This is a genomic window from Rhodovulum sp. 12E13 (assembly GCF_003340565.1).
Classification (GTDB): domain Bacteria; phylum Pseudomonadota; class Alphaproteobacteria; order Rhodobacterales; family Rhodobacteraceae; genus HLUCCA09.
On record NZ_QPLK01000003.1, the window covers coordinates 22,526 to 41,930 of the forward strand.

Consider the following 19,405-nt stretch of genomic DNA (forward strand, 5'->3'; position numbering starts at 1 on the left):
GCGATGTCCTACTGGCGGTTCGGTGCAATGATCGCGACCTCGACGGTCGTGATGTTCGGCCTGATGTATCTCAACACCTATGTCTGGGCGCACATTTTCTGGAGCGAGACGCGCGCCTACATGGCGCTGCTCATGGGCGCGGCCATGGCGATCGTCATGCTCAGCTTCATGTGGAGCATGTATCGCAACCGCGCGGTCAACCTCGCGATCTACGGGCTGGCGGCGGTGGTCTTCGCCGTCTCGCTCTGGCTGGTGCGCAGCCAGACCACCGTGGGCGATGTATCCTACATGCGGGCGATGATCCCGCACCACTCGATAGCAATCCTCACCTCGAGCCGGGCCGAGATCGACGACCCCCGCGTGCGCAAGCTCGCCGACGAGATCATGGCGGCCCAGCAGAAGGAAATCTCCGAGATGCGCTACCTTGTCGCCGTGCTCGAAGGCGAGATCGACGCGCCCGTTCCCCCCTCGATGCGCCAAGAGGATCCGGCAACGCCCGGCCCCGTCTCGGTCGACGAGGCGCTGGCACGGCCCGAGATCGCAACGCTCGACGCCCAGGACCTGACAGAGGGGGAAATCGAGGCGGCGCTGGGGCCGGCGGCCGGGTGCCGCTTCGTGCGCACGACGCGCAGCGACCCCATTCTCGTCACCGCGGGCGATGCGGCCGAACGCGGCGTGATCAAGCTGTCGGGGCAGACCGTCGTGCTGACGCGGGCCGACGACGCCGTGGCAGGCCCCCTGCCCGCCGAGGGGATCGTCATGGAGACCGACGGTCTGACCCTCGAGATCGTGCCCGAGAGCACGGCAAGCGAGACGGCGTCCGCCCGGGTGGCCGACATGCGCTTCGTCCTCGATGAGGGGCTGACGGTGGGCTACCGCGGCACCTGGGAGTGCGAGGGCTGAGGCTCAGGCGGCCGCCTTGGCCTTTTCCGCGAGGTCGCGGGCGATGGCGAAGGCCCCCTGCACCTTGTCCTTCGTCCTCGCCCAGTCGCGGCGGACGACGACCTTGTTGTCCTTGATCTTCGCCAGGCCACCCTGCGCCTTGACGAAGTCGACCAGCCCCGCGGGGTTGGGGAACCGATCCTCGTGGAACTGGATCGTCGCGCCCTTCGGCCCGACGTCGAACTTGCCGATATGGGCGCGCTTGCACATCGCCTTGATGCGCACGACGAGCAGGAGGGTGTTGACCTCCTTCGGCAGCTCGCCGAAGCGGTCGATCAGCTCGGCCGCGAAGCCCTCGAGCTCCACCTTCGTCGTCAGGCCCGACAGCCGCCGGTAGAGCCCGAGGCGCACGTCGAGGTCGGGCACATACTCCTCGGGGATCAGCACCGGCACGCCGAGATTGATCTGCGGCGCCCACTGCTCCTCCGGCTCGGTCAGCCCCTCCAGCTCGCCCGACCGGATCTTGGCGATCGCCTCTTCCAGCATCGACTGGTAAAGCTCGTAGCCGACCTCCCGCACGTGGCCCGACTGCTCCTCGCCGATCAGGTTGCCCGCGCCGCGGATGTCGAGATCCTGGCTGGCGAGCGTGAAGCCCGCGCCCAGGCTGTCGAGCGAGCCGAGCACCCGCAGCCGCTTTTCCGCCTGCGGGGTCAGGCGAGCGCGCGGCCTGGTGGTGAGAAACGCGTAGGCGCGGGTCTTGGCCCGGCCCACCCGGCCCCGGATCTGGTAGAGCTGCGCAAGGCCGAACATGTCGGCGCGATGGATGACCATCGTGTTCGCGGTCGGAATGTCGAGGCCCGACTCGACGATGGTCGTGGCCAGCAGGACGTCGAACTTGCCGTCGTAGAAGGCGTTCATCCGGTCGTCGAGCTCTCCCGCCGCCATCTGCCCGTGCGCGACGACGAACGACACCTCCGGCACCTGCTCGCGCAGGAACGCCTCCATCTCGGGCAGGTCCTTGATGCGCGGCACGACGAAGAACGACTGCCCCCCGCGGTAATGCTCGCGCAGGAGCGCCTCGCGGATCGTCACCGTGTCGAACTCGGAGACGTAGGTGCGGATCGCCAGACGGTCGACCGGTGGGGTGCCGATTATGCTGAGATCCCTGACACCTGTGAGCGACAGTTGAAGCGTCCGGGGGATTGGCGTGGCGGTCAGCGTCAGCACGTGCACGTCCGAGCGCATCTCCTTCAGCCGCTCCTTGTGGGAGACGCCGAAATGCTGCTCCTCGTCGATGATCAGCAGGCCCAGCTCGCGAAACCTGATGCCCTTGGCCAGCAGGGCGTGGGTGCCCACCACGATGTCGACCTCGCCGGTGGCCAGGCCCTTGCGCGTCTCGGCCGCCTCCTTCTGGCCCACAAAGCGCGACAGCTGACGCACCTTGAGAGGAAAGCCGCGGAACCTCTCGGAAAAGCTCTTGAAATGCTGACGGGCGAGCAGCGTCGTGGGGCAGATCACGGCGACCTGCGTGCCCTGCATCGCGGCGACGAAGGCCGCGCGCATCGCCACCTCGGTCTTGCCGAAGCCCACGTCGCCGCACACCAGCCTGTCCATCGGGCGGCCCGCGTCGAGATCGTTCAGCACATCCTCGATGGCGTTCAGCTGGTCCTCGGTCTCCTGGTAGGGAAAGCGGGCGGAAAACTCTTCCCAGGCGTGTGCCACCGGCTCGAGCACGGGCGCCTTGCGCAACTCGCGTTCGGCCGCGATGCGGATGAGGCGATCGGCCACCTGCCGCAGCCGCTCCTTCAGCCGCGCCTTCTTGGCCTGCCATGCGCCGCCGCCGAGCTTGTCGAGCAATCCTTCCTCGTGGCCGTAGCGGCTGAGCAGCTCGATATTCTCGACCGGCAGGTAGAGCCGCGCCTGCTCGGCGTATTCGAGGTGGATCATCTCGTGCGCCGCGCCGAGCGCCTGCACCACCTCGAGGCCCCTGTAGCGGCCCACCCCGTGATCGACATGCACCACGAGATCGCCAGGCGACAGCGACTGGGCCTCGGTCAGGAAGTTCTCGGCCCGCCGCTTCGCCTTCGGGCGGCGGATCAGCCGGTCGCCCAGGACGTCCTGCTCGGAGATCACGGCAAGGCCCTCGGCGGTGAAGCCGTGCTCCAGTGCCCAGACGGCGAGGTGCACCTGCCCGCCCGCGCGCGGAACGCTGTCGGGGATGTCTCGCGCGTCCCCGATCAGGGTCAGCCCTTCCAGACCCTCATCCTCGATCAGCCCCTTCAATCGCTCGCGCGCCCCCTCGGAATAGGAGGCGATGACGACGTGCCGATCCTCGTGCAATGCGCGAACATGATCGGCCAGGGCCCCGAACAGGTTCACCTTCTCCTGCTGACGCTCGGGCGCGAAATCGCGCCCGATCCGCCCGCCGGCATCGACGATCCCCGGCCCCGGCGGCGAGGGCAGCGGCGCCAGTTGCAGCACGCGGCGCCCGGCCAGCGCCCCCTCCCAGCCGGCATCGTCAAGGTAGAGCAGCCCGGGCGGGCACGGCTTGTACACGCTGTCGATCCGACCCTTGGCGCGCATCGCCTCGACGCGATTGTCGTAGCTGTCGGCGATCGACTCCCAGCGCGCCACGCGGGCGGGCTCCACCTGATCGTCGAGCATCACCGAGGCGGCCGGAAGGTAGTCGAACAGTGTCTCGAGGCGATCGTGGAAGAAGGGCAGCCAGTGCTCCATGCCGGCATGCTTGCGCCCCGCCGAGACCGCCTCGTAGAGCGGGTCGTCGGTGCCCGCCGCGCCGAACTCGATCCGGTAGGACTGGCGGAAGCGCGTGATTGCCGCCTCGTCGAGGATCACCTCCGAGACCGGCGCCAGCTCTACCCGCTTCAGCGTCTCGGTGGTGCGCTGGGTCGCGGCGTCGAACCGCCGCGCGCCGTCGAGCACGTCGCCGAACAGGTCGAGCCTGACCGGCCCCTCCTGCCCCGGCGGGTAGATGTCGAAGATGCCGCCGCGGATCGCGTAGTCGCCGGGCTCGGTCACCGTGGGCGACTGGACGAACCCCATGCGCACGAGAAAGGCGCGCAAACCCTCCTCGTCGATCCGGCTGCCCACCTCGGCCACGAACGACGCCTCGCGCAGCACCTCGGCGGCAGGCACCTTCTGTGCAGCGGCCGAGAGCGTCGTCAGCAGCACGAAGGGGCCGGGCAACGCGCCCTTTGCCAGCGCCGCGAGGGTGGCCATGCGGCGGGCCGAGATGTCGGGGTTGGGCGAGACGCGGTCGAAGGGCAGACAATCCCACGCGGGAAAATCCACGACCACCGCGTTCGGCGCGAAAAAGGCGAGGGCGGCGCGCATCGCCTCGAGCCGCTTGTCGTCGCGCGCGACATGCACAACCGGCGCGCCCCGGGCGAGCTCGCGGGCGACAAGGAAAGCGTCGAAGCCCTCGGGCGCGCCCGAGAGCGAGATGCGGCCGGGTGTGATGGAGGCAGGGGCGGTCATGGCCCGCGCTCACGTATCCGCCTCGGGCGCGATGTCAACGGGGTATGGGGCGCTGCCCCGTCGCCCGTTCCGGGCGACTCCCCGGGATATTTGTCGGCAAGAAGAAGCAGCGTGATCTCCCGGCTTCTTCTTGCTCCAAATATCCCGGGGGGCGCGGGGGGCTGGCCCCCCGCCCGTCTCAGATCGAGACCCGGGCGAGCATGTCGTCGCGCGTCACGTTGGCCTTGATATCGGACAGCGTGACGGCTCCCCGCGACATCGCCACGAAGCGGTCGGCGAGGCCGAACGCGAAGTCGAAGAACTGCTCGACCAGCACGATGGCCATCTCGCCCTCCCCGCGCAGCCGTTCGATCACCCGGCCGATCTGCTGGATGATGTTGGGCTGGATGCCCTCGGTCGGCTCGTCGAGCAGGAGCACCCGGGGCCGGGTCACCAGCGCGCGGGCGATGGCGAGCTGCTGCTGCTGGCCGCCCGAGAGATCGCCGCCGCGGCGGTGCTCCATTTCCTTGAGCACCGGGAACAGCTCGTAGATCCGGTCGGGGATGTGCCGCTCGTCCCGCGGCAGGCAGGCGAAGGCGGTCTCGAGATTTTCGGTGACCGTGAGCAGCGGGAAGATCTCGCGCCCCTGCGGCACGTAGGCGATACCGGCGCGGGCGGCGGCGTAGGCGGTGGGGTGGCGCAGCGGCGCGCCGTCGAGCGTGACAGTGCCGCCGGTGTAGGGATGGCGGCCGGCAAGCGCCTTGAGCAGCGAGGTCTTGCCCACCCCGTTCGTGCCCATCACCGCCGTCACCTCGCCCCGGCGGGCGGCGAGCGAGACGCCGAACAGGATCTGGCTCTGGCCGTAATGGAGCGTCAGGTCGGAGACGTCGAGCATGGGCGCGTCCTCGGTCGGCGGCAAGGGTGATGGGGGGGGGCGCGGCGGCATCGGGTCAGCGCCCGAGATAGACGTCGATGACGTCCCGGTTCGCCGCGACGTGGTCGATCGAGCCTTCGGCCAGCACCGCACCCTCGTGCAGCACCGTCACCTTGCAGCCGAGGCGGCGGACGAACTCCATGTCGTGTTCGACCACCACCACCGCTCGCGTCCTGGCCGCGCGTTTCAGCAGGTCTGTGGTGTGCGCGCGCTCGGCCGGCGTCATGCCCGCGGCCGGCTCGTCGACCAGCAGCAGCCGCGGCTCCTGCGCCAGCAGCATCCCGATCTCGAGCCATTGCTTCTGGCCGTGGCTGAGCTCGCCCGCGATGCGCGGCAGGTGGGCCGACAGGCCGATCTCGGCCGCGATCTCCTCGATTCGGGCGGTGTCGTCGGTCCGCTCTCGCCAGACGAGCACGTCGAGGGGGGCGCGCCGGTTCTTCAGCGCCATGCGGAGGTTGTCGCGCACCGTCTGCGCCTCGAACACCGTGGGCTTCTGGAACTTGCGCCCGATCCCCTCGCGGGCGATGGCGCTCTCGGACAGGCCCAGCAGCGACAGCGAGCGTTCGCCCCAGGTGACGCGACCGGTGTCGGGCCGGGTCTTGCCGGTCACGATATCCATGAAGGTGGTCTTGCCGGCCCCGTTCGGCCCGATGATCGCGCGCAGCTCGGGCTCGCCGATGGCGATGGAGAGGTTGTTGATCGCGCGGAACCCGTCGAAGGTGACGGAGACGCCCGAGACCTCGAGAAGCGCGCTCATTCCTCGCCCCCCTGCGGCGGCCCTTCCTCGCGCCGCAGCGCGCTCTTGTCGGGGCCGTAATCGCCCACCCGTTGCGGCGCGCGGCGTTCGGCGATCAGGTCGACGAGGCCGCCCAGGCCCTTGGGCGCGAAGAGCGTGACCAGCACGAAGGAAACGCCGAGCAGCACCAGCCACCAGTCCGTCCACTGCACGGTGTAGACTCCGAGGTCGACATCGGGGGCGCCGCCGCCGGTGAACCAGGACGAGAGCAGCGACACGAGGGCCGCCCCGATCACCGCGCCGTAGAGGCGCCCCCGACCGCCGATCGCCACCCAGACCGCGAGGTAGATCGAGGCGATGGGCGCCAGCTCGGCCGGGTTGATGATGCCCGCCTGCGGATAATAGAGCGCGCCGGCGATGCCCGAGACGATGGCCGTGAGGGTGAAGACGACGAGCTTGAAGCTCTCGACATGGTAGCCGAGGAAGCGCACGCGCGCCTCGTCGTCGCGGATCGCGCGGATGACCGAGCCCATCTTGCCCGAGACGATCCAGGCGAACAGCAGGTATCCCAGGGCAAGCGCCAGTGCCGAGGCCCAGAAGAAGGCGATCGAGATCACGTCCTGCCCCAGGCTCTCGAGACCGGGGATGTTCTGCAGACCCGAGAGACCGTTGTTGCCGCGCAGCCCGCTGTCGTTCTGGAAGAGGTAGAGCGAGAGCGCGAGTGTCATCGCCTGCGTCAGGATCGAGAGATAGACGCCGGTCACGCGCGAGCGGAAGGCGAGCCAGCCGAAGACGAGCGCGAGCAGCCCCGGCACCAGCACGACCATCGCCAGTTGCGCCGGGAGCGAGTGGGCGAAGGCCCAGACCGCCGGAAACTCGTTGCCGCCCACCACGCCGAAGATCTGCGTGGCGATGCCGTCGCGGATCTCGGCCTCGGTCGGCGGCAGCGTCGCCTCGGCCAGGCTCTGCGCGACGATGATCTCGGTGCGCGCATACATCAGCCACATGCCGATGGCGTAGCCGCCGAGCCCGAAGAAGGCCATGTGCCCGAGCGAAAGGATGCCGCAATACCCCCAGACCACGTCCATCGCCAGCGCCACGAGGCACAGGCAGAGCGTCTTGCCCAGCGTCTTGACCATCGAGGTCGAGATGGCACCGGTGCCTGTCGCTTCGGCCAGGAAGGTCACGCCGAAGCAGAAGGTGGCGAGGATGGCGAGGAACCACAGGATCGAGGGGTTCTGCGCGATCAGGCTGCGACGGGGCGGCGCCCCGGCAGGGGCCGTGACGGTGGCAGTCATGGCTCAGGCCTCCGCCGCGCGGCCCTTCAGGGCGACGATGCCCCGGGGCCGGAACTGGATGAACAGGATCACGAGCAGGATCATGTAGGTCTGCGCGGCCAGCGTGTTGGCGGGGTTCAGCCACTCGATCCCCTTCTGGCTGAGGCCGATCAGGCCAGCGCCCGCGAGCGTGCCCCAGACGTTGCCCACGCCGCCGACGACCACGGTCATGAAGGATTGCACGATGTAGGCCTGCCCCATCTCAGAGGTGACCTGCGCATAGAGACCGATGGCCACGCCCGCGACGCCGGCGATGCCGGAGCCCAGGCCGAAGGTGAGCATGTTGATGCGGTCGGGGTCGATACCCATCGAGGCGGCCATGCCGGGGTTCTGCGTGACGGCGCGCACCTCGAGCCCCAGCCGGGTGCGGTTGAGCACGTAGAGCAGGACGGCCAGGAAGATCAGCGCCAGCACGAAGATGGCGACGCGGATGTAGCTGATCGCCACCACGTCGTTGAACACGAGCGATCCGTCGAGCCAGCCGGGTGCGGTGAGCGGCCGGGCCTGCGTGCCGAAGACGTTCTTGGCCAGCTGCTGCAGCAGGATCGAGATGCCGAAGGTCGCGAGCAGCGTCTCGAGCGGACGGTGGTAGAGCCAGCGGATTACCAGCCGCTCCATCGCCACGCCCGCGCCGAAGGTGACGGCGAAGGCGAGCGGCAGCGCGATCAGCAGCGACAGCGTGTAGTCTGGCACGACCAGCTGCACGACATAGCCCGTATAGGCGCCCATCATGATGAACTCGCCATGGGCCATGTTGATCACGCCCATCACGCCGAAGGTGATGGCGAGGCCGATGGCGGCGAGAAAGTAGATCGAGGCGAGCGACAGGGCGTCGAGCCCGAGGTCGAACGCCTGGTTCACCGCGACCGTCGTCTGCGTCGAGGCCAGCGCGCGGGCGGCGGCGGCGATCACGTCGGCGTCGGTCTCGATATACTCCTCGAAGAAGGTGTGGGCGGCGAGCGAAGCGTCGATCTGCGCCTCGGTGACGAGCGGCGGCACGGTGCCGGCCTCGGCCAGCGCGGCGTAGGCGCGGGCGCGAGCCGCGTCGGTGAAGAGCTGCGCGACGGGGATGCCGCCCACCCTGCCCTCGACGATGTTGGCCTCGAGCGCCGCCTTCATCTCGGCGGGCGTCGGCGCGGGCTCGGCCAGCCCGGCCTCGACAAGGGCGGCATAGGCGTCGGCCCGCGGCATGTCCTCGCCCGGCACGAGCAGGCGGGCGAGTCGCGGGCCCTCCGGCGCCGCCTCGGCCATGCGGAACTCGGTGGCGAGCACCTGGTTGAGCACCGCCCGCGTCTCGACCGACAGGTCGCCCGCGAGCGAGTCGAGCGCGGCGATGCGCACCTGCGGCGTCTCGCCGAAGCGCGCCTGCAGGTAGGCCAGCAACTGCTCCTTGCGGGCGCGCAGGGCGGGATCGTCCTCGCCCGGGATCGAACGCTCGAGCGGGGCGATCTGGTCAGGCTCGAGCGAGCGGGCGAGCGCCTGCACGGCGTCGCGGCGCACCGCGATGTCGGGATCGGACAGCTGGAACTGCACCAGCGCGGTGCCGATCACCCGCTGCACGCCGCCATTGGGGCGCACCTCCTCGATCGCGTCCTCCGCCACGGCCTCGGCGACGGTCTGCCCGGTGGCGATGTCGAGAAGGGCAAGAGTGTCGCCGTCCCCCTCGCGTGCAACGAAGAACAGCCCGTCCTCGACCCGCCGCACGACCGAGCGGTCGGCCCAGGCAGAAAGGAAGCCGGGCACCCCGGGCAGGCCCGAGGCCACCAGGTCGTCGATGACGGGGCCGACCGTGCGGCGGCCGGGATCGGCCACCTCGGCCGCGTGGCGCTGCAGGACGTCCTGCAGGGTCTGCGCCGAGGCAGTCACGGGGAGCAGCAGAACCAGCGCGATCAGGGCGCAGAACAGGCGGGATCTCGTCACGGCGCGGCGTGTCCTTGAAGCGGTCCTTCGCACGAAGGACCGGGGCGATTGTTCGGGACGACGAGTCGGGCGTCAGGTGCCGGGGGCGCGCACGGCGCCCCCGGCACCCGGCCTCAGTAGTTCGACTCGATCTGCACGCAGCTTTCGGTTTCGGTGTTGTACATACCGCAGCCGAGCTCCTGCCAATCCGACTTCAGCACCGCCGATTCGGGCAGGTAGTCGGTCCAGGCGTCGCCCGGCACCTCTTCGGTCTGGCTGATGATCTCGAACTGGCCGTCGGCCTGGATCTCGCCGATCAGCACTGGCTTGGTCAGGTGATGGTTGGGCAGCATGACCGCGGTGCCGCCGGTCAGGTTGGGGAACTCCTGGCCCCACATCGCCTCGCGCACCGCATCGACATCGGTCGTTCCGGCCTCGGTCACCGCGTTCACCCACATGTTGAAGCCGATGTAGTGCGCCTCCATCGGGTCGTTCGTCACCCGGTCCTCGCCCATGCGCGCCTTCCATGCGGCGACCCATTCGGCGTTGGCGGGCGTGTCGGCGGACTGGAAGTAGTTCCACGCCGCGAGGTGGCCGACGAGGTTGGACGTGTCGAAGCCCGACAGCTCTTCCTCGCCCACCGAGAAGGCGACGACGGGAATGTCGGCCGCGTCGATCCCCGAGGCGGCAAGCTCCTTGTAGAAGCCCACGTTGGCGTCGCCGTTGATGGTCGAGACCACGCCGACAAAGCTGCCGTCCGCGGCAAGCTCCTGCACGTCGGCCACGATCGTCGACCAGTCGGAATGGCCGAAGGGCGTGTAGTTGACGAAGATGTCCTCCTCCGCGATGCCCTTCTCCATCAGGTACGACTGCAGGATGTTGTTCGTCGTGCGCGGGTAGACGTAGTCGGTGCCGAGCAGGGCGAACTTCTCCACCCCGAGCTCCTCGAGGAAGTAGTCGACCGCCGGGATCGCCTGCTGGTTCGGCGCGGCGCCGGTGTAGAACACGTTCTTCGAACTCTCCTCGCCCTCGTACTGGACGGGGTAGAACATCAGGCCGTTCAGTTCCTCCAGCACCGGCAACACGGCCTTGCGGCTCACGCTCGTCCACGCGCCGAAGATCACGTCGACCTCGTTCACCGTCAGCAGCTCGCGCGTCTTCTCGGCAAAGAGCGGCCAGTCGGAGGCGGGGTCGACCACGACCGCCTCGATCTCGCAGCCGAGCACGCCGCCCTTCTCGTTCTGAAGGTCGATGAGCATCTCCATCGTGTCCTTCAGGGTGGTCTCGGAAATGGCCATGGTGCCCGAGAGCGAATGCAGCACGCCCACCTTGACGGGGCATTCCACGTCCTGCGCGGCGGCAGGGACGGCGGCCCCCGTCAGCGCGGCGGTGGCGAGCGCGGCGCTCGTGAGCGCGGCGGGGGCGGCGGAGAAAAGAAGGCGTTTGGTCATCGACAGCGTTCCCATCGTTGGGGCCGCGCGGACGGTAGGGCCGGTGGACACCGGCCGCAGGGCGCATATGCTCCCCCGCGCAGCAGAGATGTTGCCGTCGCGCGGGCGGGTCTCTGGCCGGAGGCACCCGCGCGGCGTATCCGCCCACCGCTCGGCGGGCGCCCTCCTGCTACCAACAGCCTGCCTTTCGTGCAGGGGCATGCCGCCCCGAGGCACTCGGCGTCAGCCCAATTTCCTGAATTTCGCCTCAAAAAGCGGCATACGCCTCGGCAACGCCCGTCGAGCGGGCGACGCGGGAAAGACACGACGCGGCGTCAGCCCGGCACTGGCGCGAAACCGGGCGCGCGACGCGCATGGCACGGGCAGGCCGACCAGGCGCCGATGCCCTCACTCGGGTGAGGCGGGCGGGGCGAAGAGGTCGGCGTAGCGTGCGCGCAGCTCGGCCTTCTGCACCTTTCCCATGGCGTTGCGCGGAAGCGACTCCACCGCGATCACCTCTCGGGGATGCTTGAAGCGCGCAAGGGTCTCGCCACAGGCGGCGAGCAGCGCGGCGCGATCGGGGGCGCCGCCGGGTTCGGCCACCACCACGGCGACGGGACTCTCGCCGAAATCGGGGTGCGGCACGCCGATCACCGCCGCCTCGCGCACGCCGGGCACGGCATCGAGCACCTCCTCCACCTCCCTGGGGTAGATGTTGTAGCCCCCCGAGATGATCAGGTCCTTCGCGCGGCCGACGATCGTCACGTAGCCGTCCGCGTCCTGCATCGCGAGATCGCCCGTGCGAAAGAACCCGTCTGCCGTCATCTCTTCCTCCGTCTTCTCGGGCATCCCCCAGTAGCCGGCGAAGACGCCCGGGCCGCGCACCTCGATCTCGCCCACCGCCCCTCGCGGCACCTCGCGCCCCTCTGCCACGATGCGCAGATCCACCCCCGCCAGCGGCGGGCCGACCGTGCCGGGCCGCCGTTCGCCCGCATAGGGATTCGACGTGGTCATGTTGGTCTCGGTCATGCCGTAGCGCTCGAGGATGCGGTGGCCAGTGCGCCTCTCGAACGCCCGGTGGGTCTCGGCCAGAAGCGGCGCCGAGCCCGAGGTGAACAGGCGCATGTGACCCGCCGCCTCTCTGGTGAAGTCGGGCCGGTCGAGAAGCCGCGTGTAGAAGGTCGGCACCCCCATCATCGCCGTCGCCCTCGGCAGCTCGGCCAGCGCGGCCGCGGCCTCGAACGCGGGCATGAAGATCATCGCGCCGCCCGTGGCCAGCACCACGTTGGTCGCCACGAACAGCCCGTGGGTGTGGAAGATCGGAAGCGCGTGCAGCAGCACGTCCCGCCCGTCGAACGACCAGGCCTCGGCCAGCACGAGCGCGTTCGACAGAAGGTTCTCCTGCGTCAGCATCGCCCCCTTGGAGCGCCCCGTCGTGCCCGACGTGTAGAGCAGGGCGGCGAGGTCGCCCGCCCCGCGCGGGACCACCGGCGCGCGCGCGGGCTGCCCCTCGGCGAGATCGGCGAGCGTGCCCTGCCCGTCTGCGCCCAGCGTCAGCAGCTCGGCCCCGCAGCGTCCGGCGAGCTCCGCCAGCCGCGCCGCCTCGCCCGGGTCGCAGACGAGCGCCCGCGCGCCCGAGTTCTCGACGAAGTAGGCCAGCTCCGCGCCCGTGTAGGCCGTGTTCAGCGGCAGAAAGACGAGGCCCGCCTGCACGCAGGCGGCATAGAGCGCCAGCGCCCGCGCGCTCTTGGGCACCTGCACCGCCACCCGGTCGCCGGGGTCGAGACCGAGCCCGGCCAGCGCCCCGGCGATGCGCGCCGCGTCCTCCAGAAAGGCGCCGTAGCTCTGCGCCGCCCCGCCGCCCGGCGGCAGCAGGAACGGCGCGTCGGAGCCGACATGCGGGGCGAACAGGCGGTCGAACAGCGGGTTGGCCATGCCCCCGCTCTAAAGAGGAAGGGGGCGAGGTCAAGCGCCGCGCCGCCTCCTTCTTCTTGCGTCAAATATCCCCGCCGGAGGCCTCGCGCCGCCATGGCGGCGCGATCATGGCCCGGGCCGGCGCGAGACGGGCGCGGCTCAGCCGAACATGTCGGCGGTGATGCCCGCATACCAGCCGAGGCTCTCCTCGTAGGTCTGCCTGCGCAGCGCCGCGTCCTCGCCGGTCTGGCTGATGAACGAGCCGGTCGAGGCGATCTTCTCGTCGGTCGGCTCGTAGTTGGCGCCCACCTTCACCCCGTCGTCGGTGGCGATCAGCGACCAGCAGGTGTTGGAGTACCTGGCAGGGAAGACCCGGCTGCCGGTCAGCTCGCCGCGGATCGCCATCGCGGCGACCTTGGCCTGGCTGTTGGCCGAGAACCCCGACTTGGGCATGTCGCCCTGCTGGCTCGCATCGCCCAGAACGTGCACGTTCTCGTCCATGGTCGAGCGCATCGCCGTCGGCTCCACCGGCGCCCACCTGCCGTCGGTCACGCCCGCGATCTCGGCGATGCGGCCCGCCTTCTGGGCGGGGATGACGTTGCAGGCGTCGACGGTCTCGACCACCCCGTCGATCGAGACGGTCATCTCGGCGGGGTTCACCTCGACGATGTCGCCGCCGAAATCGGGGCCGATGCGGCTGATCATGCCCGAATAGTGCTTCTGCCAGCCTTCCTCGAAAAGCGCCTGCTTCGAGAAGTTCTCCTTGGGATCGACGATGAGGATCTTGGCGGTCGGGTTCACCTGCGTGAGCAGGTGGGCGACCATCGACACCCGCTCGTAAGGCCCCGGCGGGCAGCGGTAGGGGTTGGGCGGCGCGACCATCGCGTAGAGCCCGCCCTCGGGCATGGCCTCGATCTGCGCCTTGAGCAGCGCCGCCTGCGTGCCGCCCTTGTAGGCGTGGGGCATCGCGTCCTGCGCGGCCAGCGACCAGCCCGGCACCGCCCCGTCGACGAAGTCGATCCCCGGCGAAAGCACGAGCTTGTCGTAGGGGAACGTCTCGCCCGAGGCCGTGGTCACCGTCTTCGCGTCGCGATCGACGCCCGTGGCCGTGTCGTGGACCACGTTGATGCCGTAGTCGCTGGCGAGCCGGGCATAGCTGTGGCCCAGATCGTCGTAGTCCTGGAAGCCGCCGATGTAGAGGTTGGAGAAGTAGCAGGTGTAATAGGTCCGCTGGGGCTCGATCAGGGTGACGTCGATCGCCCCGTCCGAATCCTTGGCGATGTAGCGGGCCGCGGTGGCCCCGCCCGATCCGCCGCCGATCACCACCACGCGCGGGCGGCCCTGGCCGAGCACGCGCGGCGCGGCCAGGCTGGCCGACACGGCCGCCGAGGCCCCGATAAAGTGACGTCTGTTCAATGACATGGAAAATCCTCCCTGCGGTTTTCGCCCGCCTGCGCGTCTTCCGGCGCGGGTCGTGGCGGTCGTGTCGCGTCGCGTCTGACTACTCGAGCGTCGCGAAGTAGGCGGCCAGCGCGGCGATCTCTTCGTCGTTCAGCCGCCCGGCGATCATCTGCATCACCGGGTGCGGTCTCAGCTTACGCTTGTAGGCGTGCATGGCAATGACGAAGGCGTCCTCGGGCCATTGCGTGATCGAGGGGATGCCCTGCGCCGAGCCGTCGGCCTGATGGCAGGTGGTGCACTCCGACGAGAGATATTCGCCGTATTCGGGGTCGCCCTGCAGCGCGAGGATCGCGGGGTCGAGCCCGTGATCGGTGGGGTTGGCCGTGCGCGGCGCCTCGGGGATGTCCTGCGGGCTGGCCGAATACGTGCGCAGGAAGGCGAGCAGGTCGGCCCGCTCCTGGGCGTCTTCCAGCCCCGGATAGGCCATGCGCGTGTCCGAGGCGAAGGCGAGCGGGCTTTCGATGTAGGCGTCGAGCGTCTCGAAAGTCCACACCAGCCCGTCGGCGCCCATCCGTGTCAGCCCGTCGGAATAGGCGAAGCCGTCATGGGCGGCGGCGCGGCGGCCGAACAGGCCGTTGAGATGCGGCCCCACCCAGTCGGTCGCCTCGGCGCCGATCTGGTGGCAGGCGCTGCATTCCTGCCAGATCTCCTCGCCCCGATCCACGTCGCCCACCGGGTCGGCGGCGTGCGCACCGCCGGACCCGAGAAGGAGCGCCCCGAGGGCGGCCGCGACAGCGGCCGGCCGGACGGCGGGGGACATGCGACGTCCCGCCATCAGTTGCTGAACGTCTCGATGTAAGCGGTGACCGCGGCGATGTCGCTCTCGTCGCGGAAGCCCGCGAACGACATCTTGGTGCCGCGCAGGTAGTCGCGCGGATTCGACAGGAAGTCGTGCAGCGTCTGCGACGTCCAGACGAGGCCGCCCTCTCCCGCCTCGGCCATCACCGGCGAGTAGCGGAAGCCGTCGACCGCACCGGCCGTGCGCCCCATCACGCCGTTGAGGTGCGGCCCGACGCGGTTGACCGCGCCCTCGCCGATCTGGTGGCAGGCCTGGCACTGGCGGAACGCCGCCTCGCCCTGCGCGACGAGCGCGGGGTCGGGTTCGGCGGCGGCCTCGGCAGTCGCCTCGGCCGCGGGGACCTCCTCGGTGGCAGGCGCGACCGAGGCGGTCTCGACCGTCTCGCCCGCCGCCGGAGCGGAGGCGCCGCCGCCGCCCTCGAGATCCATCCCCTCGGTGCCCTCGGCATCGGGCGTCACGTCGAGGATCACCGCGCGCATGGTGATCTGCACCTCGTCCTTGCAGTTCTCCATGCAGGGCTCGCGGGTGAATTCGGGGATCTCGCCCTCAGCCCGGTCGTCCATGAAGAAGCCGTCCTCGTTGGGCAGGCGGACCTCGGTGAAGTTCTCGTGGCTGAGGGTGAAGTCATCCTCCACCACCGCGTTGGAATAGAGCAGGTAGGCGGTGATCGCGTAGACCTCGTCGGCGCTCAGCGACTGCGCGTCGCCGTAGGGCATGGCCCGGTTCACGTAGTCGAACACCGTCGAGAGATACGGCCAGTACGAGCCGATGGTCTTCTCGGGGCGGTCATGGGTGAGCGAATCCCACCCGCCGGCCAGCACCGGCCAGCGGTCGAGCCCCTCGGCGAAATCGCCGTGGCAGGCGGCGCATTTCTCGATGAAGACCTCCTCGCCCGTCCAGACGTCGCCCGAGCCCTCGGGCAGGCCCTGCCCGTCGGGGCGCACGTCGATGTCCCAGGCGGCGATCTCCTCTTGCAGCGCCTCGCGGCCGAGGCCGTAGCTCACGCCGGTCGCGTCGATGGCGGGGCTGTCGACCGACTGCGCGACGGCGGCGCCGGCGATGATCGAGGCGATGGGCGCGGTGCCGGCATCGCCGTGACCGTGCAGGGAGCTTTCATCGGCCACGGCGATCTCCTGCGTCTCGACGGCGCCGTCGGGCGCCGCGGCCGCGGTTTCCTGGGGGTCGACGGGCGCTGGCGCCTCGGCGACAGCGTCGGCCTGCGCTCCCTCGGCATCCGCGCTCGCGGCTGCCTCTGCCTGCCGCTCGGCCAGCGCCGCCGCGGCCTCGGCGCGCAGTCGCTCCTCCTCGGCGGCCTGCGCGGCGGCCTCGGCAGCCAGTTCGGCCTCGTGGGCGGCGCGTTCGTAGTAATAGATCGAGCCGGCGACCAGCGCGATCACCGAGACGGAGACGAGCGCGAGCTGATTATGAAATTTCGACATTCTCGGCCACTCCGCTCTCGTCGACATACCAGGTCTGGATGCCGTTGTTGTGGTAGATCGAGTTCACGCCGCGCCATTCGCGCAGCTGCTGCTTTGTCGGCTGGACGTAGCCGGTGGAGTCGTGCGCCCGGCTCTGCAGCAGGAGCGGTTTTCCGTCCCACTCGAACTCGAAGTAGAAACGGTGCATCGACTTGTCCATCGAGGGGCCCGACATGCGGGCCTGGTGCCAGTTCCTGCCGCCGTCGATGGTGACGTCGACGCGGGGCACGGTGCCGCGGCCCGACCAGGCGACGCCCGTGATCACCGTGTGGCCGGGGCCGTGGGTGATGGGGGCCTGCGGGCTGGGATTGGTGATGACCGACTTCGCGTCCATCTCCCAGGTGAAACGGCGGGCCTTCCCGTTTTCCAGCAGGTCGGTGTATTTCGACGTCTCCTCGCGGTGGTGCCACGGCGCGTCGCCCACCTCGATGCGGCGCAGCCACTTCACCCACATGTTGCCTTCCCAGCCGGGCACCACGAGCCGAAGGGGGTAGCCCTGCTCGACGCGCAGCGCCTCGCCGTTCATCTTGAAGGCCACGAGGCAGTCGTCGAGCGCCTTCTCCATCGGGATCGAGCGGGTCATCGCGGCGGCGTCGGCGCCTTCGGGCATGATCCACTTTCCGTTCGTCTTCACGCCGGCCTGTTCGAGGATCAGCCGCAGCGGCACGCCGGTATACATGACGTTGTGGATCATGCCGTGGGTGTACTGGCAGCCGTTGAGCTGCGCGCCGCGCCACTCCATGCCGGTGTTCGCCGCGCATTCGAGGAAGTAGACGTGGTTCTCGCGCGGGAAGCGCAGGATGTCTTCCATCGTGAACACGAGCGGCGTGTCGACGAGGCCGTTGATCATCAGCCGGTGCTGGGCGGGGTCGATGTGGGCCGCGCCCGAATGGTGCCGCTCGAAGCACACGCCGTTGGGCGTGATGATGCCGTCGAGGTCGTGGAGCGGGGTAAAGTTGATCGACGAGACGTTGTCGGCGGTCAGCCACGACACGGTGCGGCGCACGACATGGGCCTCGTGCTCGGAGGGCATCCCGTAGGGGGCGGCATCCACCGGGTCGCCGAGATAGCGCATCCAGGGCGGGATCTCGGTGATCGCGGGGTCGGGCGCGGCGCGGCCGACCGTGGCCGCCGCGGCACCGCCGGCGAGACCGAGCGCACCGCCGAGCACCGCCCGGCGCGAGGGGAGCGTGCCGTCGCCGCGCCGTGGCGGCTTGTGGCCCTTGTAGCTGGTGGTCATGGAAGGTGCCTCCTGTGATGGGGCGGCGGGCGGCGCGTCAGGCGCCCACCACCGTCACGCTGTCGTTCTGGCCCACCGAGACGGTGCCCTGCTTGCGGATGTGGCTTTCCACCACCTCCCAGATCGGCGGGCCCTCGGTGCCCTCGTTCACGCTGGCCCAGCCCGCGACGACGTAGCTGCGCGCGGGGTCGATGGGCTCGCCCGTGGCGAGCAGGGTCATGTCGGTGATGCGGTCGCCCTGCTCCTTGGTCACGTCGATCCGGTAGCCGAGGCCCCCGGTGCGGACCATGTCGCCCCCCTGCTGGTAGTAGGGATCGACGTTGAAGAGATTGTCGGCCACGTCCTCGAGCACGACATGCAGGAACTCGCCGGTCATCTCGGTGCGGTAGGCGTTGGGATAGGTCATCGAGGTGACGTTCCAGATGTCCTCGCGCGTGATGTCCTGCCCGGGGATCAGCGAGGGCCCCCAGCGCACGCCGGGCGACATGGCGATCTCGGCGTCGCGCTCGGCGAGCAGCGCGTCGCAGATCAGGTCGTCCCAGGTGCCGTTGAAGTTGCCGCGGCGGTAGAGCAGGCTCTCGGTCTTGCCGATCACCTCTGTCAGCTCGGCCTCGAAGGGCGCACGCTGCTCGTCGATCACCGCCGCCATCTCGGCGTCGGGCTCGATCACGTCGGCGAAGACGGGGATCAGCTTGTGGCGGAAGCCCATCATGCGCCCGTCGCGCACGTCGAGGTCGACACGGCTGACGAACTTGCCGTTCGACCCGCTCGCCACCACGATCGTCTCGCCCACCAGCACCGGCTCGGGCAGCGCGTCGTGGGTGTGGCCCGACAGGATCACGTCGATCCCGGGCACCGTCGCGGCCATCTTCTTGTCGACGTCGAAGCCGTTGTGCGACAGCACGACGACCAGCTCGGCCCCCTGCCCCCGCACCTCCTCGACCATCGCCGCCATGTTCTCGTCGCGGATGCCGAACGTGTAGTCGGGGAACATCCAGCCCGGGTTGGCGATCGGCATGTAGGGGAAGGCCTGCCCGATCACGGCGATCAGCGTGCCGCCCCGCTCGAACAGCTCGTAGGGCTTGAAGTGCTCGGCCGGCTCGTCCCACATCGCGTCGAAGATGTTCTGGCCGAGGGCCGCATAGGGCAGCCCGTCGACCAGCTCGCGCACGCGGTCCTGGCCCAGCGTGAACTCCCAGTGGAAGGTCATGGCGTCGGGGGCGAGCGCGTTCATCACGTTCACCATGTCGCCGCCTTGCGTGTGGAAGCAGGTGTAGGAGCCGTGCCAGGTGTCGCCGCCGTCGAGCAGCAAGGCATCCGGGCGGGCGGCGCGAATCGCCTTCACAACGGTCGCCACCCGGTCCATCCCGCCCATCCTGCCGTATTCGCGGGCGAGCGCGGTGAAGTCGTCGTAGGTCAGCGCGTAGTGCGAGGGCGAGCCGTCGTCGATCCCGTAGAGGCGGCGGAACTCGGCGCCGGTGACGTGCGGCACGAGACCCCTGTTGTCGCCGACGCCCAGATTCATCTCGGGCTCGCGGAAGTAGATCGGCTTGAGCTGCGCGTGGATGTCGGTGACATGGATCAGCGAGACGTTGCCGAACGTGTCGAACTCCAGAAGCTGGTCCTGCGTCAGCGCCTGCTGCGCCGCGAGCCGCGCCCAGTTGCCGAAGCCCGACGCGCCGACCACGGCCGAGGCCGCCATGGATGCCTGCAGGAAATCGCGGCGGGAGATCATGCTCTTGTCCTTCCTTGCGGCGGAGTGAGTCGCCGGTTCTGTCCATGAGACAAATCCGCACACGCATGCGCGAATTTGAATGT

Annotated in this window: 13 protein-coding genes; 1 reads left to right on the top strand and 12 read right to left on the bottom strand. The window is 69.5% G+C overall.

All coding sequences use genetic code 11. The annotated features are described in order from the left end of the window. The first annotated feature begins 3 nt into the window (after positions 1 to 3). Positions 4 to 903, top strand: a complete 900-nt coding sequence (locus DLJ49_RS03350; RefSeq protein WP_115392113.1) for a DUF305 domain-containing protein — start codon at positions 4 to 6, stop codon at positions 901 to 903. Positions 904 to 906: 3 nt separating this feature from the next. On the opposite strand, the gene mfd is transcribed toward DLJ49_RS03350, so the two are convergent. From mfd to soxB, 12 genes are all read right to left on the bottom strand, one after another. Then, positions 907 to 4,380, bottom strand: a complete 3,474-nt coding sequence (gene mfd, locus DLJ49_RS03355; RefSeq protein WP_199533288.1) for a transcription-repair coupling factor — start codon at positions 4,378 to 4,380, stop codon at positions 907 to 909. Between the two features lie 178 nt (positions 4,381 to 4,558). Continuing rightward, complete coding sequence (urtE, locus tag DLJ49_RS03360; protein WP_115392114.1) at positions 4,559 to 5,254, bottom strand: urea ABC transporter ATP-binding subunit UrtE; 696 nt, start codon at positions 5,252 to 5,254, stop codon at positions 4,559 to 4,561. Positions 5,255 to 5,309: 55 nt separating this feature from the next. Next, the gene (urtD, locus tag DLJ49_RS03365) at positions 5,310 to 6,050 is read right to left on the bottom strand and encodes an urea ABC transporter ATP-binding protein UrtD (protein WP_115392115.1); all 741 of its coding nucleotides are present in this window, start codon (positions 6,048 to 6,050) and stop codon (positions 5,310 to 5,312) included. Continuing rightward, positions 6,047 to 7,327, bottom strand: a complete 1,281-nt coding sequence (urtC, locus tag DLJ49_RS03370; RefSeq protein ID WP_115392116.1) for an urea ABC transporter permease subunit UrtC — start codon at positions 7,325 to 7,327, stop codon at positions 6,047 to 6,049. The genes urtD and urtC overlap by 4 nt, the downstream gene beginning before the upstream one ends. A 3-nt stretch (positions 7,328 to 7,330) precedes the next feature. After that, entirely contained in the window at positions 7,331 to 9,286 is a 1,956-nt protein-coding gene (gene urtB / locus DLJ49_RS03375) for an urea ABC transporter permease subunit UrtB (RefSeq protein ID WP_369932471.1), read from the bottom strand. A gap of 113 nt (positions 9,287 to 9,399) precedes the next feature. Beyond that, positions 9,400 to 10,716, bottom strand: coding sequence for an urea ABC transporter substrate-binding protein (urtA, locus tag DLJ49_RS03380; protein ID WP_115392330.1), 1,317 nt, complete (start codon positions 10,714 to 10,716; stop codon positions 9,400 to 9,402). A gap of 387 nt (positions 10,717 to 11,103) precedes the next feature. Continuing rightward, positions 11,104 to 12,630, bottom strand: a complete 1,527-nt coding sequence (locus DLJ49_RS03385) for an AMP-binding protein (protein WP_115392117.1) — start codon at positions 12,628 to 12,630, stop codon at positions 11,104 to 11,106. 138 nt (positions 12,631 to 12,768) lie between these two features. Further along, positions 12,769 to 14,031, bottom strand: coding sequence for an NAD(P)/FAD-dependent oxidoreductase (locus tag DLJ49_RS03390; RefSeq protein ID WP_115392118.1), 1,263 nt, complete (start codon positions 14,029 to 14,031; stop codon positions 12,769 to 12,771). A 79-nt stretch (positions 14,032 to 14,110) separates the two neighbouring features. Beyond that, a complete protein-coding gene (locus tag DLJ49_RS03395; RefSeq protein WP_115392119.1) occupies positions 14,111 to 14,830 on the bottom strand; it encodes a c-type cytochrome in 720 nt (239 codons plus the stop codon). A gap of 14 nt (positions 14,831 to 14,844) precedes the next feature. Beyond that, the gene (locus DLJ49_RS03400; protein WP_199533290.1) at positions 14,845 to 16,308 is read right to left on the bottom strand and encodes a c-type cytochrome; all 1,464 of its coding nucleotides are present in this window, start codon (positions 16,306 to 16,308) and stop codon (positions 14,845 to 14,847) included. Further along, positions 16,292 to 17,587, bottom strand: a complete 1,296-nt coding sequence (gene soxC, locus DLJ49_RS03405) for a sulfite dehydrogenase (protein ID WP_115392120.1) — start codon at positions 17,585 to 17,587, stop codon at positions 16,292 to 16,294. Before soxC ends, DLJ49_RS03400 begins: the two co-directional genes overlap by 17 nt. Before the next feature lie 37 nt (positions 17,588 to 17,624). Next, positions 17,625 to 19,322, bottom strand: coding sequence for a thiosulfohydrolase SoxB (gene soxB, locus DLJ49_RS03410; RefSeq protein ID WP_115392121.1), 1,698 nt, complete (start codon positions 19,320 to 19,322; stop codon positions 17,625 to 17,627). Positions 19,323 to 19,405: the final 83 nt, after the last annotated feature.